Source organism: Andreprevotia sp. IGB-42, assembly GCF_009848685.1.
Lineage (GTDB): Bacteria > Pseudomonadota > Gammaproteobacteria > Burkholderiales > Chitinibacteraceae > Andreprevotia.
Genome location: NZ_WXTX01000005.1, coordinates 139134 through 155741 on the forward strand (window position 1 = coordinate 139134; position 16608 = coordinate 155741).

Here is a 16608-nt window from a genome sequence, read left to right on the forward strand (position 1 = left end):
GCCGGGGTTATGCATTGTTCAGATTGTCATTCCGCCAACTGCTGTTTGCCGCCTTCATCGTGATTGCCGGAGTGCTGACCGCGACCTCACTGCAGGCGCTATGGACGCTGGAACGACTGACCCGGCTGGGGCGGGAAGGTGCGGCGCAGGCGGTGATGCTGACCGAGCAATCGCAGCGGCTGGCAGCGCGCACGCAGGGGATGGAGCGTAGCGCCCGGCAATTTCTGGTGCTGGATGATGCATTGTTCCGCGACCGTTACGTGACAGAGTGGCGTGATGCCGAGGCGGCGCTTGCCGAGCTGGTGGCTGCCTTGCCTGATCTGCCGCCGGAGGTGCCTGCCGAATGGGCGATGCAGAGCAAGGCTGCGTGGACAGTACTCCGGGGTAGCCAGAAGCAGAACCGTGCCGGCCGGCCGGTGCTGGCGACGGTGTTTGCGCGGCTGCCAGTGCTGAACGAGCAGGTACTGCGACTGGGCAAGGCGGAAATCACCCGCCGCAACGATGCGTTGCTGGTGGCACTGGAGCATCAGCGCAGCGTGCTGACCGGCCTGCTGGCCGCTGCGGTGGTGCTGGTGGCGGTGTTTGCAATCAGCTTTGGCATGTGGTTGTCCCGCCCCTTGAACCGGATCAAGGCGGCCATTGCGCGGCTGGGTGACAACCGGCTGGATCAGCCGGTGGCGGTAGGCGGGCCGGCCGACATGCAGCGGCTGGGCCAGCAACTGGATTGGCTGCGCGTGCGGCTGGCCGATCTGGATGCGGACAAGGCGCGGTTTGTCCGGCATATCTCGCACGAGCTGAAAACGCCGCTGGCGGCGATGCGCGAGGGTGTGGCGCTGCTGGAGGACGAGGTAGCCGGCAGCCTGACCAGCGGCCAGCGCGAGATTGCCGGCATCTTGCGGCAAAACGCGGTGGCGCTGCAGGCGCAGATCGAAGACCTGCTGCGTTACAACACCGCGAGCTTCGATGCCCAGCACCTGCAGCGTGCACGGGTGGAGATCACGGCACTGTTGCAGCGGGTGATCAGCGAACAACGCTTGCAGTGGCAGCGCCGCAATGTACTGGTGACCGTGAGCGGCGATCCGGTGCAAGTGGTGGCGGACGCTGACAGACTGGCGGTGGCATTTGCCAATATCCTCTCCAACGCGGTGCGCTTCAGCCCGGATGGCGGCGTGATCCGTTTTGACGTAACCGGCGGCGCGCAGGGCGTGACGATACGCTGTGCCGATCAAGGGCCGGGCGTGGCTGCCGCCGATGCGGCGCGTATCTTCGAGCCGTTTTACCAAGGGGCAAACCAAGTGGCCGGGGCGCGTAATGGCAACGGCATCGGCCTGTCCATCGTGCGTGAATACATTGCCGCGCACCACGGCACGGTATCGCTGCTGCCGAGTGACGCAGGCGCCCATTTCCAGATTGAACTGCCTTATGAAGCTTGAGTGCTTATGAAACTGCTCGTGACTTTTTGCTGCATTGCGCTGCTGGCTGGCTGCGCAACACCGCCGCCCCCGCCCGAGATACCGGCAGTGGTCTGCCCGGAGCCTGAACCGGTGATCGCGCATGACAGTGCCGAGCGGCACGCGCTCAACGCGCTGCTGACGTTTCAGGCAGGCTTGCGAGCGCTGCCCGTGGCAGAGTTGAACCGGCAGCTGACCGAGCTGGGCCGCCAGGACGGCAGCGCGCCGGTACTGCTGCGCCGGGCGATGTTGCTGGCGGCGATCCGTGGCAGCGGCGATCTGGCGCGCGCGCAGGCGTTGCTTGATGGCGCACTGCAATCCACGCTGGACGAGGAGCAGATGTTCAAGCCGCTGGCCCATGGGTTGAAGCTGGCGTATGGCGATTTGCGCCGCCAGGACGATGCGATGGACAAACTGGCCACGCAACTGCGCGAGCAGCAACGCCGCAACGAGCAGCTGACCGAGAAACTGGAGGCGCTGAAGACCATCGAACGCTCGCTGTCGGAGCGGCCTGCTGCGCCGGCCAACAAATGAGTACGCAAGCCCATGTGTTGCTGGTGGATGATGACCCGGATCTGTTGCGGCTGCTGACCATAAGGCTGCAGGCCGGCAATTACCGCGTGACGGCGGTTGCCAGCATGGAGGCGGCACTGGCGCAGCTGGCTGTGGCCTTGCCGGCGCTGGTGATCACCGATGTCTGCCTGCCCGATGGCGACGGGCTGGCGTTGTTCGACGAGATACGCCGCCAGCATGCGGCGTTGCCGGTGATCCTGCTGACCGCGCACGGCAGTATCCCCGATGCGGTGGAGGCCACCACGCGTGGCGCGTTTGCATACCTGACCAAACCGTTTGATGGCAGGCAGTTGCTGGAGAAAGTGGCGCATGCGGTGAGCCTGAGCCACGTGGTATCGTCAGCCGCCGCTACTGCGCCCGGTGATGAAGCGTGGCGTGAAGCGCTGATCAGCCGCAGCGCACAGATGGCCGAATTGCTGGCAGAAGCGCGGCTGGTGGCAAGTACGGATGCCAGCATCCTGATCCGCGGTGCCAGCGGTAGTGGCAAGGAACTGCTGGCGCGCGCCATCCATCGTGCCAGCCCGCGCGCCAAGGCACCGTTCATTGCGATCAATTGTGGGGCGATTCCGGAGCAATTGCTCGAATCCGAGCTGTTCGGCCACGTGAAGGGGGCATTTACCGGGGCGGTGAGCCACCGCGATGGCCTGTTCCAGGCGGCCGAAGGCGGCACGCTGTTTCTGGATGAGATTGGCGATATGCCGCTGCCGCTGCAGGTGAAACTGCTGCGTGTGCTGCAGGAGCATGCAGTGCGCCCGGTGGGAGCCACGCAGGTGAAGGCGACGGATGTACGCATCCTGTCTGCCACGCACCGCGATCTGGATGTGGCGATGCAGGACGGGCTGTTCCGCGAAGACCTGTATTACCGGCTGAACGTGGTGACCTTGTCATTGCCGCCACTGGCCGCGCGGCGCGAGGATATTGCCTTGCTGGCCAATCACTTCCTGCAGAAGCTGGCCAGCAAATACCACAAGCCGCTGAACGGCTTTGCCGCCGATGCGCTGGCTGCGCTGGCCGCTGCACCCTGGCCTGGCAATGTGCGCCAGTTGTACAACGTGGTGGAACAGGTCAGCGCGCTGGCAACCGCGCCATTGATACCGCTATCGCTGGTGCAGCGCGCGTTGCGGGTGCCGTCGCTGGAGGTGTTGAGTTACAACGAGGCCAAGAAACGCTTTGAACGCGATTACCTGATCCAGCTGCTGCGCCTGACCGATGGCAATGTGGCAGATGCGGCGCGGCTGGCCGAGCGCAACCGTACCGAGTTCTATCGCCTGTTGCAGAAATACGCACTGACGCCGAGCCTGTTCCGGGCGGATGCCGAAGTTGTCGCTGAGGCACGACAGAACGAAGGCTAGCAAAATCAAGCGCTTGGGCGGTAATACAGGTGATGGCGTGGAAAGTTGTCGCGCTCTGGCGACAGGATAAGCCCGCTAAGCCGGCTGGATATGGTGATTTCCCCGGCTCTTGATTCTAGTTGTTTGATTTTTATAGATATTTTTTTACTGGCACGGGCCTTGCTGTAGTGGGGATGTAACGCTGCGAGAGTGTTGCTTTTGAACCGCAAACAGAGAGAGGAACTACCATGCAAAATTCGAAACTGATGGGCGCTTTGCTGGCTACCGTGCTGACGACTGGCGTTGCGATGTCCTACGCTGCTGACCAGGCAGAGCCGGCCAAGGTGGCTGCCAACGCTACGTCTGGCGATGCAGCGATTGCTGCTTCGGCCAAGGCTGCGCTGCGTGCTGATGCGCAACTGGCCACGCTGCCGATTGACGTGACTTCACAAAACGGTGTGCTGGCCGTATCCGGCGAAGTGCCCAGTGCTGCGGAAGGCGAGCGCGTACTGCAGATACTGGCTTCGGTCGATGGCGTGCGCGAAGTGAAGAACGGCTTGAAGGTGAAAGCTGTCAACTAAGCAGTGGTGCCGCCTGTGTTGTGCCGGTGCTGGAAATCCACCGGGCAACGCTGACCAGGTGACAGGAGAAGGCCAACTTTGTGCAGTTGGCCTTTTTCTTTGTGCCAGCTATGGCCGCCAGGAGAGCAAGCCAGGAGCCGCTGACAAAAACCCGGTGGAACGATGCTGGCCAAGTGTGGCTGGTGAGGCCCCCAAGCAACGCTATCTGGCGGCGCCAAAAGTTACTGCTTTGCCAGCATCTGCAGATAGGCGTCTTCCAGCTTGCGGGTGAAATGCAGGCTGTCGAACAGCGGCGCATTGCTGCGTGCGGCTGCAATGCGATCTCGCAAGGCGCTGCGCTGCTGCGGGTGCTGCGCCAGTTGCAAGGCCAGATCGCGATAGCCATCCAGCGTATCTGCTACGAGATCGGGCAAACCCGAGGTATGCAGCAGGCTACCAGCTACGCGTGCGGCAAAGCCTTGTTGGGCGCAGGTAACGACCGGTAGCCCCATCCAGAGTGCATCGCTGGCGGTGGTATGGGCATTGACCGGCAGGGTGTCGAGGAACAGATCGGCGCATTGCAGCCGCGCAAGATGGTCGGCATGCGCCAGTTTGGGTGCCGCAATCAGGCGCTCCGCTGCAATGCCGTGCCCGCTGGCGGCCTGCCGCAGATTGGTCATGGCGGCATCGTTGCTTTGCAATAGCCATAGCACGCTGCCGGGAACCGCTTGCAGCAAGCTGCACCAGATGGCGAAGATCTCTGGCGTGATCTTGTAGCTGTGATTGAAGCAGCAGAACACCACGGCCTCATCCGGCAGGCCGCATGCAGCGCGGGTTGGCGCAGGTGGGCGCAACCGTTGGCGGTCATTGGGCTGGTAGCAACCCGGCAGGCGGATCACTTGTTCGCTGTACAGCGCATCTTGCCCTACAGGGATGATGAAATCATCGGCCAGCAGGTAGTCGATGAAAGGGGCACCCATGGTGCCGGGGTAACCCAGGTAATTGACCTGGATGGGCGCGGGGCGGTGGGCGAGGATGGCGCTGCGGCTATGCTCGGTATATCCCTTGAGATCGATCAGGATATCAATGCCATGCGCGCGGATTTTTTCTGCCGCTGCCGCATGCGCGTCCGCCTGCAGGTCGACAAAGTGATCAAATGCCAGCCTGAGGCGTGCGCGCATCGTATCGCCGGTTTCCGGCCCGTATGAAAACGCGCTGACTTCGAAACGGCTGCGGTCGTGCAGTTCGAAGATTTCTGCCATCAACTGGGCGGTGGCATGGTCGTGGAAATCTGCCGACAGGTAGCCGATGCGGATTTTCCGGCTGCTTTGCTGATCAGGGTGCTGACCATTTGCTGCAGGTGCGGCTGTCTTGATTATGTTGGGCTGGATCGCCGCATAACGGCTATGCGCCCATCGCTCGGCGCAGCGTTTGTGTTCGGCGGGCGTGGTATCGGGCAATACCAGTAGCGAGAACGGCGAGATCAGCGTGCGTTCTTCCAGCGGTGCGCTCAGTGCTTGCCGCAACAGTGGAATATGGGCTGCCAGTTCGTCCCATTGGCAGCGTTGTTGCAGCAAATGCGCCAGTGCCATGCGTGCGGTGGCGTAGCCGGAGTCCAGTTGCAGTGCCTGGCGCAAGCAGTTCAATGCTTCTTCTGCTTGACCGAGTTGCTGCTGTACGCCCCCCAGGCTGTACCAGATCACCGCTTGATTCAGCCCCAACTGCAGCGCTTGCCGGTAGGCGGTTTCTGCTTCCTGCAACAGGCCGGCTTCCCAGCAGCTGTTGGCCAGGTTGAAGTGGAAGACTGCCTCCGTGGGCTCGTGCTGTACCGCGAGGCGGCAGCAGGCCAGTGCCGCTGGCAGGTCTCCGTGTTCCTTGTACAAGCTGCCGAGATTGTTTTGCACCGCGGCAAGTTGCGGTTGCAACGCGAGGATTTGCCGGTACACGCTCATCGTCTCTACGTCTTGCCGACCGCTGTGCAGCAAGTTGCCCAGATCCAGCAAGGCGTCGAGCAGATCCGGCTTGAGAGCGAGCGCTTGCCTGTAGGCGGTGATGGCCGCATCGGTATGGCCCTGCTGCTGCTCGGCATCTGCCAGCAGCCACGGCAGCAAGGGATGCAGCGGGTTGCTTGCCATGGCACGCTGCGCCAACTGAACAGCTTGGGCTGGCTGGCCGCATTGCAGTGCAAGCCGGCCCAGCAGGTAATTGGCATCCGGGTGATGGGGTGCTGCAGCGAGGATTTGCCGATAGATCGCCTCGGCTGTGGCCAATTGCCCGTTTTGATGATGATGCAGCGCGCGTTGCAGCGGATCGCTGATGGGCATCATGGGCGAGGCTGTCTGCAGCTATGAAAGGCAGAGGGGATTTTGGACGCGTTATTTCCATGCTCTGGATGGGCATTCATGCTCGGCCTGTGCGGATTCATTCGGTGATCCTGATGGAGGTGGTTGCATGAAGCCATGAGAAACCTGATGTAAGCGGCAGCGGCCCTTTGAGTGCCTGCTCAACCAGGAGGCTGATGATGCTGTCATTTTTGTTGGATCAGCGCTATCGTTTTTTCTTGAATGCTGTCGTTGATATTAAGAAATTGATGGTTTTGCTACCATGACGCCTTTCGGTGCCCGGCTATCCGCAAGATATTCCCATGGGAATCAACTGCAATCGCGGGCCGGCTAGTGTTGATTTGGCGAGATGATCAGGATGACGTGTTTACGGAATGCTTTTGCATTGCTGGCAATGGTGTTGTTCATTGCTGCGTGTGGCGGTGGTGATAGTGGCGGTAATGGGCCGGCCAGAACCAGCACGGGGCAGACTGCGGCCGGCTTTGTGCCGGGCGCATTTTCGGCCAATGGCTGGTATTGGGACCCGGAGCAGGCTGGCACCGGATATATGTTCGAGGCACAGGCCGGGAAAGGTTTTCTTGGCGTTTTTTCGTATGACGAGCAGGGTCGGCCTGTGTGGTACGTGGCAAACGGTACCATCAGCCAGAGCACGGAAGGTTATACCTTCAGCGGTGTATTGCAGAGTTACCGGAATGGTCAGCCGGCCGATTCCGCGATTTACAGCAGCCCGGTAGCGACGGATGTCGGACCGGTGAGCGTTCTCTTCACGGCTGTGACCGGCCACACTGCGAAAGCGCGGATTACGCTGCCGGGCGGCAGGGTGGTGAGTGCGGAGCGCTTCCCGATTGTTCCTGGTGGTTTGGCGCAGGCGCCGACAGTGGATAACAACCTGCCGGAAACCGGCTGGTTCTGGAACCCGAGCCAGGGGGGACGTGGCTGGGCGATTGAAGTGCAGGGCAATACTGTATTCATGGCGATGTTCCACTACAACCCGGATGGATCGCCGACCTGGAATATCGTGACTGGCGATATGTCCGGTGGGCAGATCACCGCTGATTTTCTGCATTACACGGGAGGCCAGTCGCTGACCGGGGTTTACAAGGCACCACAGAACCCGACCAGTAGCTATGAATATGCACTCAATTTTGCCAATGCCTGCAGTGGCGGCGCCGCACCGCAGGGGGTGGCCGGTGAGCAGTTGCAGCGCTTCCTGTTTGGTTTCAAATCGCCGTTATGTGGTCAAGGCGTGACTTACAACCAGCCCATGGCAACACTGCAAAGCCCGGGTGACGGCAAGCTGCCATGGAATGTGGCCATTGCAACTAGGGTGGATTTGCGGGATGCCACCGGGCAGCTTGTATCGGCTCCCCTCATTTGCACGGCGCTCGACGAGATGATCACGGTAGCGAGTGATTGCAGCAACATGACTGCAAAACGCCTGGGGGCATTGCGGGTTCGTGTGGAAGGTGTATTGCCGGGTAGCGGCGCCAAGTTGCTTGCCACCTTGCAGATACAGGGCACGGTGCCGCGTTCGTGGAGCGGCGTACGCGGCATGGCGGGCGCTACCGGCAATGGAGGATTCAATTTGCTGGCACTGCCTGATGGCGCTACCGCTGCATGGGGTAGCAATGAATCCGGCTTGCTGGCGCAGAACAGGAGTTATGCGGGCCTGGCAGCGCTGAACGCCCCGCAACCCGTGCTGAATACTGCGGGTGATGCCGCATTGCGTGGCGTAGCGCAACTGGGAACAGGGGAAAGCACTGCCTTTGCATTGGCTGAAAGTGGCAGCCTGTGGGCGTGGGGCAGGAACAACGGTACGCTGGGACGTGATGATGTGCTGGATAACACCTTTACGCCACGGAGCGTAAGAAATCCGGCCAATGACAATGATCTGGGCGGGGTGGTGCAGGCCGAAATGGGCGGTGGCAATGCTGTGGCATTGTTGCATGATGGCACCGTGCTGAGCTGGGGAAGCTGGACGGGATCGGGCAGCACCGGTGCCAAAGTGTTTCCGGTCCAGGTGAAGAACCCGGCTGGTAATGACATCTTGCGCAATATCGTGGCGGTATCTGCCGGCAACACGTTCGCATTGGCGCTCGGTGGCGATGGCCGGGTGTATGCATGGGGCAGTGATGGCAATGCCGGGCGACTGGGAGCAGGTGCCCGGCTTGGCGTGCCAAGTGCCTTGCCGAATACGGTGAAGAAGGCCGATGGTTCCGAACTGGGCAGGATCGTGGCCATTTCGTCTGGCTGGGGCTATTCGCTGGCGCTGGCTGATGATGGCATCGTGTGGGGTTGGGGCGACAATAGCGTGGGGCAATTGGCACAGGGAAAATATGATGCCAACGGTGTTCCTTATGCGGTGCAGCTCAAGGCGGTGAATGGCCAGGGTACATTGAACGATATTGCCATGGTGGCTGCGGGTGGGAGCCATGCATTGGCATTGAGCCGGCAGGGCACGGTATATGCGTGGGGCTCTGCTACCAAAGGACAGTTGGGAGATGGCATACGCCGCCCTGCGGGCAATTCCGCAGCCTTTCCACTTGCTGTGGTCAGCGAGGTGGGGAGCGGGCAACTGGCCGATGTGGTTTCTGTTGCCGCAGGATACGGCCATAGCCTGGCGTTGAAGCGCAATGGGACGGTGCTCGCATGGGGTAACAACCTGGCTGGTGAGCTGGGGCAGGGTGGCGTGAAAAAAATAGACTATCTGACGGTGCCCACGCCCGTGATAGGCAGGGACGGGCCGACACAAAGCCTCATTCTGGCACCGCTTTCCGCGTACCCGAATTTGCTCAGGCGCGCGCGATGAAGAGGATTGCTCGATGGTTGATTCCGCTGGATAGGACAGGTGCGCTTGTTGCCATTCCATATCCATTGATGATGCTGCGCATAGCCCGTTGATTGGCAGGAGCCTACGCCCGCAATGATTTGACAAGCCCCGCAATGCGGGGCTTTTTCATTGGGTTTGCCAGATGTTACACCCGCGTCGGTCAAGCCCGGGTTTTGCGATAGTGCTGTCAGCGCCGCCCGATTCCGGGCCGCACTTTTCCAAGCCGTAATCACCGCAAGGATTGCCATGACAGAAGAAATATCCACCCCCAGTCTTGAAGAGGCGTTTGACGCCGCCGTAGCCAGTGATGCTGGCGACGACGATGCGCAACTGGCCGCATTTGCCGCCGATGAGGCCGCAATGCCGGCTGGTGCCATGGATGCCAGCGATGATCCCGCCTTGCAGGTGGCTGCCGGTGCCGCAGATGCGGTGCTGCAAACCCCGGAGCAGCGCCGGATTGCCGAACTGAAGCATCAGGTGGATTCGCAGAATGGGCGTGTGGCTGCACTGAACCGGGAGCGGCAGAAGCTGGCGCAACAGCTGCAACGCATTCCGGCCACGCCGGGGGATTTCAGGCTCGACACTTCCGCAGTAGCCGAAGTGGCCGAGGTGTTCCCCGGTGTTGCCAGGACGATGACAGCGATGGCGCAGCAGCTGCAGGCTTTGCAGGCGCTGACCCACCAGCAGGCGCAGGCACTGCAGGGTGTCGGCCAGATGCACGCGTTGGAGTCGCAGCAGGCCCAGCAGGAGGTCGTCGAGCGCAGCTATGCCGCCCTTGACCAGGGCTTGCCGGGCTGGCGCGCCGATGTGGCATCGCCGCAGTTTTCCGGCTGGTTGCAGCAGCAGCCAGCCGGTCTGCGGCAACTGGCTGCCAGCAATGACCCGGCCGATGCCGCTTTTCTGGTCACCCAGTTTCGTGGCGTACGTGGCCCGGGCAATCAGCAGGTGCAGCAATTGCGTGCACAACGCCAGCAGGTGTTGCGCCAATCTGCTGCACCGCGTACCGCACCCGCGCCTTCGCGCCAATCCGATGATTTTGATTCGCTCGATGCCGCCTTCAATTTTCATGTCCAGAACCGGACTTGAACCGGCACGGGCCAGGAGTAATAAATGGCAACAACAACGTATGGTTCGATTGGCACCAGCACCGCTGGCTGGATGCTGAAAACAGCGCTGGAACACGCAGCGCCGTATTTGGTGATCCAGAACTACACCAAATCGCTGGCGCTGGCGAAGAACAGTACCAAGACCATGAACTGCCGCCGGCCGAATCTGTTTCCGCTGGTGACCACGCCGCTGACCGAGGGCGTGGCGCCGTCGGCCGAGGCTTTTTCGTACACGCCGGTGGATATCCCGCTGGTGCAGTTTGGCCGCGTGGCTGAACTGACCGACGTGGTACAGGACATGGCCAAGGAGCCGGCGCTGAAGGAAATGTCCGAGATCCTTGGCGAGGCGATGGCCAATACCTACGAAGCGGTGACTTACAACACCGCCAAGGGGGGCACATCCGTGTTCTACGCCAATGGCGGTGCGCGCAACGTGGTGAATACGCAGATTACCGCCACGCTGTTGCGTAATGCCACGCGCTTGCTGCGCCGGAACAAGGCACGCTTTATCGGCCAGCGCCTGGCGGCTTCTCCCAACTATGCAACGCAGCCGGTGGGCGAGGCATTCTTTGCCTTTGGCCATACCGATATCGATGCCGATCTGCGTGCGGTACTGGGTAGTGCATTCCTGCCGGTGGAGGCCTATGGCGCCAGCATGAAGGCCGAGCCATATGAAGTAGGCAAGTTCGAGAACATCCGCTTCATCCTGTCGCCGGAATTCACGCCTTGGACCGACGCGGGTGGCGCCAAGGGCAGCATGAAATCCACCGGCGGCACCAGCGCCGATGTGTATCCGCTGGTGATCCTGGGCAAGGATGCGCTGGCAACGGTGGCGCTCAAGGGTGCAAATGCGATGACGCCCTATGTGCTGCAACCGGGTGAAGCGCGTGGTGGTGACCCGATTGGCCAGAAAGGCACGGTGGGCTTCAAGAGCTACTTTGCTGCGGCCATCCTGAACGATGCGTGGCTGACCCGGATCGAACTGGCGGTATCGGCCTGATTTGGCTGATACATTGTTTTTGAGTCTTTTCCGATAAACCTTGATGGGGCCGGCGTACGCCGGCCCTGCGGAGCAAACATGGCTGAAAGTGTGAACGAGGCGAAGCCGCGCGCGGCAAAAAGTGGCAAGGCGACTGCCATCATCAATATCCAGAGCAGTGGCGATGACAGCACGGCTGTGTATTTGTCCCGTGATGGTGAAACGCTGCTGATCCAGCGCGATCAGGAAGTGGAAGTACCGGCGTGGGTGCCGGACGTGCTGCGCGATGCCACGCGCCCGGTGAAGAATGCCAAGGAGGCGACAGATGACAAGCTGGGCCTGGCGCCACGCTACAGTTTTTCCGTGATCGCCTGATGCTGGTGCGGCATTGCCGCGCCATCGGCAACTGATTGAAGGCCGCGTTACACACGCGGCCTTTTTGCATCCGGCGCGCCAAGATCGTTGCATCAACCAGGAGGGAGGATGCAATGAATTATCTGCAATTGGTGCAGCAGACATGGCGCGAGGCCGGGCTGTCCGGCGAAGGACCACCCGATGTAGTGAGCGCCACCGATATGGCACGCAAGGTGTGCAGTTGGGTGAACCAGGCGTGGCAGGAAATCCAGTCGCTGCGCGCGTGGCCGTTTCTGCAGCGGCGCGTTTCGGCGCAATTGATCCCTAGCCAGTACCAATACACCCTGGCCGAACTGGGACTTGCCGATGTACGCAGTTTTGACGTGCGTTATCTGCAGATCGGTGCCCAGCCAGCCCGCTGGCTGGACTGGCCTGCTGCGCGCGGAGTCTGGGACAAAACGCCGGATGCTGGCAAGCCGGCCGGGGTGAGCCTGCATCCATCCGGTGCGTTGTGGTTTGACCGCGTGCCGGATCAGCCCTACGGCGTACAGCTCGATTACACCGCTACGGCACAAAACCTGCAGGACAATCTGGATGTGCCTGCCTTGCAGGAGCAAGACCAGATGGTGATTGTGTGGCTGGCAGTCTCGCGCTACGCCGGGTATGACGTTGCGCCGGAGTTGCTGGCTGCGGCCACGCAGAACTACCGCAATGCAATGATGCGCCTGCTGCAGCACAGCTTTGCCACCGGCGTGTGCGAGGCGCCGCTGGCATGAGCTGGCAGGCGATGTCCTATCCGCTGGGAGGCGGACTGAATGTGGCGGACCCTGCGGTGGCAGTGTTGCCGGGCCAAGCCTTGTTCGTGGAGAACTTCGAGGCGGCGCGCGAAGGCGGTTATCGCCGTATTGACGGATACAGTGGCTACGACGGTAGTGCCTCGCCATTGCCGGCTGCAGTGCCCGGATCGGGGCCGATACGCGGGGTGATGTATCTGGCTGGCACGCTGTACGCGGTACGCGACAATCTGGCCGGGACCGCAGCCATTATCCACAAGGCCAGTGCGATCGGTTGGCAGCCTGTGACGATGTCGCCTGCCATGGGCTTCAACAATGGCATCAGCAAGGTCGCCGTTGGCGTGACAGTAACCGGTGGCACATCCGGGGCGACAGCACTGGTGGCGCGAGTGCTGGTGAACGGTGGCGACTGGTCTGGCACGCCCGGCAAGGCCGTTGGCTCTTTGGTATTGGGCAATGTGACGGGCACCTGGCAGGTGGGCGAGGCGATCAAGATCGGTGCCACCGCATGCGCCAATGTGACCAGCCTGCCTGTTGCACCGGTGCTGCAAGCCGGCGGTACGTATCGCACCACCAATTACAACTTCGGCGGTGCTGCCGGCAATGTGCGCATCTATGGCTGTGATGGCATCAACCCGGCGTTCGAGTTCGATGGTGTGGTGTTTGCCCAGATACGTACCGGCATGCCGGCCGACCGGCCGTATCTGATCGCTGCACATCGCAACTATCTGTTTCTGGGTTTTGCCGGTGGTTCGGTGCAGTACAGCGGCCTGGGTGACCCGTTGACGTTTCTTGCGAAAGTGGGGGCAGGCGAGCTGGCGCTGGGCGATGAAGTGACCAACCTGGTGAGCTACCGCGGCGAGGTGATGGTGATGACCTGCCGGGATCGCGTGGCCTTGCTGTATGGCAGCAGCCCGCAGGATTTTGCCATCAAGCTGGCCAGCCAGGCAGCTGGCGCCACGGTGCAGAGCGCGCGCGAGGTGTCTGGCCAGCTGTATTACCTGAGTGGCGACGGGCTGACCACCTTGCAGGCCACGCAGGATTACGGCGACTTCAACAGCGCGCTACTCAGCCGCAAGGTGCAACCGATGCTGGATGCCAGCGCGGCACGCTATGCATTTGTGTGCCGCGAGAAAGGCCAACTGCGGCTGGTGATGGCTGATGGCGTGATCTGGTCTTTTACCGTGATGCCTGATGGCACGCTGGCGGCCATGCGCGGCCGTTACCCGCAGATGCTCAATTGCGCCGATAGCTGGCGTGACCCCGCCGGGCGCGAGGTGATTTACGGCGGTTTTGCGGACGGCAAGGTGTGTCGGCTGGACAGCGGTAGCAGCTTTGACGGTGGGGGCATCACAGCGGTGTTGCGACTGGGCTTTGCCATCCCGCAGGTAGGCCGGCGCTTCCGCCTGCATCGGCTGGTGCTGCAGATGCTGCGCGGCAGCCCTGCCAGCTTCATTGCGCGCATGGATTTCGATCTGGCGCGCGGCACGCCATCCGATTACCTGATGAGCGCATTGGGGGCCGGCGGCGTTTACGACCAGGCCCAGTTTGACAACGTGCGCTACGACGGCGGTTTTTATGCCGAGGTCGCCACCAACCTGACCGGCGTTGGCGAATCGTGCGATCTGATCATCGTGCAGCAATCTGCCGTCTCGCCATCGTGGGGCGTGGCGGCCATCAACCTGTTCGTTACACCGAGGGGATTTATCCGATGAGTGGCCCATATTTCACCTGGACCTACAACTACCTGCCCGGCGCCATTGTTGGCAGTAGCGAAGCGTCGCAATTGCTGGGAGCGGTGCGTGCCGGTTTTGACGCGGTTGCTGCCGACTACACCACTACACAGGCGGCTTTTGCATTGAAGGCCAATCTGGCATCGCCGCAACTGAGTGGTGTGCCACAGGCGCCCACTGCGCTGGCTGGCGACAACACGCAGCAGATTGCAACGACTGCCTATGTGCTGTCAGCACTGAACCTGGCCGGTATTTCCGGCAGCAATCTGCTGCAGTGGGAACGGCAGATGCGCAGGGCCAAGCAGGCTTACTGGAACATGAATTAAGGACAAGATCATGGCTATTGAAGGAACACTCCCCGCTGTTTTCAGGCATTTGCCGCCGGTGACATTCATTGCCGCCAACGGTATCGCTGCCAAGGTATTGGCAGAACCAACGCCAGCGGCGCCGGGCAACACGCCTGCGCTATATGGGGGCAGTACACTGATTGATATCACTGCCAGCAGCAGTGATACGGTCAACCGTGACCTGCAACTGTATGTGGCTAACCAGACAACCACCGTTGGCACGGCTACCGGCATGGCAAGCGTGACGCTGCAAACCGTGGTGCGTGCCAACGGAGACTTCATCGCGGATGGATGGCGCGTTGGTGACCTGTTGATGCTGTTTGCACCGGCAGGTGCTGCAGCGCAAGCCAGTGAAGGTGTGCTGGGGATTGTGACTGCTGCAGCGAGTAGCACTTTGACGGTGAATGGCACACCATTTACAGCGGTGGGCTCGCTTACGGCGGGCACGCGTATTTGCCGGGTAAAGCCCCATTTGCGCGTTACGCTCCCTGCCAATGCCGGCAGCGACGGCATCACGCCGACGGTGGGCTTGTTGAATCACGGCAAGGATGGGGCTGCTGTGCGTTCCGAGCTGAAACTCGATGCCGCAAGTCTGCTGGTGGCAGCGTTGCCTGTAGCAATATCTGCGTTACCGGCATTTGCATCCCTCAGTGCCGTTGTGGCGTTGTACTAAGGGGGCGCTATGGGAAATCCATTGAATACCGGTTTGCCGCCACCGCAGGCGGCACGTAGCGGTGATGCGATTGGAGATGCACGATTTTTTCCTGAATCTGCCAACGGCGTGACCACCAGCGAAGGTGCTGAATGGTTGCGCACAGGGTTGGCAGTGCCGGCGGCCAACTACCCGGTTGCGGCAAATCTTGAACATTTGAAGGTGATCGGGGTGCCCGTCACCAACGCTACTACGGTGGTAGTTACCCAAGTCGCGGATAACGGTGCTGGCACGATTGTCGCTGCATATGGCGATCCCAACAATGTGCTGGTCTCCACAGATTACGGTGCATCGTGGAACACGGTTGCTCACAATTGCAGTGGTAATAACGCGACTGCGGTTGTCTGGACTGGTAACCGTTTTATCGTTGGAACGATGAGCATGGCAGCGTCACGGCTTGCCTACTCGATGACCGGCACGACATTCATTGCAGGTGGTAATGGCCCCGCTGGCACCCACACCGGTTTCACCATGCGTGCCGCCTGGAATGGTGCGGTGGCCTTGTTCGTACTGCAGTCCAGTGCTCCCACAAGCTGCGCCTGCACCACTGTGGACGGCATCACCGTGACCATCCGGAACCTGCCTGCAGCGTTGGGTGCGCAACCGGCGATTGCTTGCGGTGGGGGGATGTTCTTCGTCTTGCAGGGGTCTGCGACCGCTTATACGACCCCCGATGGCTTCAATTTTACCGGCCGCATCCTACCCGGCCCTGCATACCAGATTGCCTATTTGAACGGGCTCTGGCTGATTTTGTCGGGTAGTGTTTATTACACCACCTTGGATGCAGTGGCTTATGTGCCACGTTCTTTTCCGGTGGTGGGGGCTTATACGGGAGGGTCCAGTGGACGCCTATCTTTTGATGCCAACCGCATTTATCTTGGGGTGCTTAATCACGCGGTGGTCCTCTGGACAATCGATGGTGTTTTCTGGCGCTTGCGCTGGGTCTCGCAAAAGCCGGCGAATAATGCTGTCTGGCATGTGCACTCGGGTCGCTGGTTGCTGTCATCAGTGGGAGGAGGTGCCACTATTCTGCGAATGCAGGATTTTATGAATGCTGATTACGTCGGTACTGGGCAGACGTGCTACGCGGATGGTGCGGGTAGTGCTGCATCGGCATCACCCATGTATGTGAGGCTCAAATGATCAATGGATTTATTGTCATTGATACGCCTCCCAAGCCGCCGGGCTGGATCGATGCGCCAGCCGAATACGCGTGGATAGAAGTGGGCGCATTCATGGATCGCTTCGGCTCCGCGGCACTTGGGCTGATCTGCTCCGATGATCGCCAGGTGCAGGGGATGCTGGGACTGATCATGCCGCGTCGTTACATCGACCTGAAACGGCGGGATCTGCCCGCGATGCTTGATCTCCTGGCCGCCAAGGGGCTGCTTGGTGAGATGGATCAGTCCGTAATCCTTGATCCTCAAACCACAGAGGCAGAACGCTACATCAGGGGGCTGCCGCAGCCAGTGCCGGATTAGCGGGTAATACAACGA

Annotated in this window: 15 protein-coding genes; 14 read left to right on the forward strand and 1 reads right to left on the reverse strand. The window is 61.0% G+C overall.

Going from position 1 to position 16608, the window contains the following annotated elements:
- Positions 1 to 14: 14 nt before the first annotated feature.
- From IGB42_RS09605 to IGB42_RS09620, 4 genes are all read left to right on the forward strand, one after another.
- On the forward strand, positions 15 to 1433 hold the full coding sequence (locus IGB42_RS09605) for a HAMP domain-containing sensor histidine kinase (protein WP_159670606.1): 1419 nt from the start codon (positions 15 to 17) through the stop codon (positions 1431 to 1433).
- Positions 1434 to 1439: 6 nt separating this feature from the next.
- Positions 1440 to 1985 carry a hypothetical protein gene (locus tag IGB42_RS09610; RefSeq protein WP_159670609.1) on the forward strand — a complete coding sequence of 182 codons (546 nt, stop codon included), beginning with the start codon at positions 1440 to 1442 and terminating at the stop codon, positions 1983 to 1985.
- Positions 1982 to 3376 (forward strand): sigma 54-interacting transcriptional regulator, encoded by a 1395-nt coding sequence (locus tag IGB42_RS09615; protein WP_159670612.1) that lies wholly within the window; start codon positions 1982 to 1984, stop codon positions 3374 to 3376. The genes IGB42_RS09610 and IGB42_RS09615 overlap by 4 nt, the downstream gene beginning before the upstream one ends.
- A gap of 227 nt (positions 3377 to 3603) precedes the next feature.
- The gene (locus IGB42_RS09620) at positions 3604 to 3936 is read left to right on the forward strand and encodes a BON domain-containing protein (protein ID WP_159670615.1); all 333 of its coding nucleotides are present in this window, start codon (positions 3604 to 3606) and stop codon (positions 3934 to 3936) included.
- A 221-nt stretch (positions 3937 to 4157) separates the two neighbouring features.
- Here IGB42_RS09620 and IGB42_RS09625 read toward each other — a convergent pair whose 3' ends face one another.
- Positions 4158 to 6242 (reverse strand): tetratricopeptide repeat protein, encoded by a 2085-nt coding sequence (locus IGB42_RS09625; protein ID WP_159670618.1) that lies wholly within the window; start codon positions 6240 to 6242, stop codon positions 4158 to 4160.
- 766 nt (positions 6243 to 7008) lie between these two features.
- On the opposite strand from IGB42_RS09625, the gene IGB42_RS09630 reads away from it, so the two are divergent.
- The 10 genes from IGB42_RS09630 to IGB42_RS09675 all read left to right on the forward strand — a co-directional run bounded on the left by IGB42_RS09630 (position 7009) and on the right by IGB42_RS09675 (position 16593).
- On the forward strand, positions 7009 to 9066 hold the full coding sequence (locus IGB42_RS09630) for a hypothetical protein (RefSeq protein WP_159670621.1): 2058 nt from the start codon (positions 7009 to 7011) through the stop codon (positions 9064 to 9066).
- Between the two features lie 267 nt (positions 9067 to 9333).
- Positions 9334 to 10173, forward strand: a complete 840-nt coding sequence (locus tag IGB42_RS09635; RefSeq protein WP_159670624.1) for a hypothetical protein — start codon at positions 9334 to 9336, stop codon at positions 10171 to 10173.
- Between the two features lie 24 nt (positions 10174 to 10197).
- Positions 10198 to 11193, forward strand: coding sequence for a N4-gp56 family major capsid protein (locus IGB42_RS09640; RefSeq protein WP_159670628.1), 996 nt, complete (start codon positions 10198 to 10200; stop codon positions 11191 to 11193).
- Positions 11194 to 11271: 78 nt separating this feature from the next.
- Positions 11272 to 11547 carry a hypothetical protein gene (locus tag IGB42_RS09645; protein ID WP_159670631.1) on the forward strand — a complete coding sequence of 92 codons (276 nt, stop codon included), beginning with the start codon at positions 11272 to 11274 and terminating at the stop codon, positions 11545 to 11547.
- Positions 11548 to 11660: 113 nt separating this feature from the next.
- Positions 11661 to 12302, forward strand: a complete 642-nt coding sequence (locus tag IGB42_RS09650; protein WP_159670634.1) for a hypothetical protein — start codon at positions 11661 to 11663, stop codon at positions 12300 to 12302.
- Positions 12299 to 14035 carry a hypothetical protein gene (locus tag IGB42_RS09655; protein WP_159670637.1) on the forward strand — a complete coding sequence of 579 codons (1737 nt, stop codon included), beginning with the start codon at positions 12299 to 12301 and terminating at the stop codon, positions 14033 to 14035. The genes IGB42_RS09650 and IGB42_RS09655 overlap by 4 nt, the downstream gene beginning before the upstream one ends.
- Entirely contained in the window at positions 14032 to 14379 is a 348-nt protein-coding gene (locus IGB42_RS09660; RefSeq protein ID WP_159670640.1) for a hypothetical protein, read from the forward strand. The genes IGB42_RS09655 and IGB42_RS09660 overlap by 4 nt, the downstream gene beginning before the upstream one ends.
- A 10-nt stretch (positions 14380 to 14389) precedes the next feature.
- Positions 14390 to 15073: a hypothetical protein gene (locus IGB42_RS09665; protein ID WP_159670643.1), complete on the forward strand. Its 684-nt coding sequence runs from the start codon at positions 14390 to 14392 to the stop codon at positions 15071 to 15073.
- 9 nt (positions 15074 to 15082) lie between these two features.
- Positions 15083 to 16255, forward strand: coding sequence for a hypothetical protein (locus tag IGB42_RS09670; protein ID WP_159670646.1), 1173 nt, complete (start codon positions 15083 to 15085; stop codon positions 16253 to 16255).
- Positions 16252 to 16593: a hypothetical protein gene (locus IGB42_RS09675; protein ID WP_159670649.1), complete on the forward strand. Its 342-nt coding sequence runs from the start codon at positions 16252 to 16254 to the stop codon at positions 16591 to 16593. Before IGB42_RS09670 ends, IGB42_RS09675 begins: the two co-directional genes overlap by 4 nt.
- The last annotated feature ends 15 nt before the right edge of the window (positions 16594 to 16608 follow it).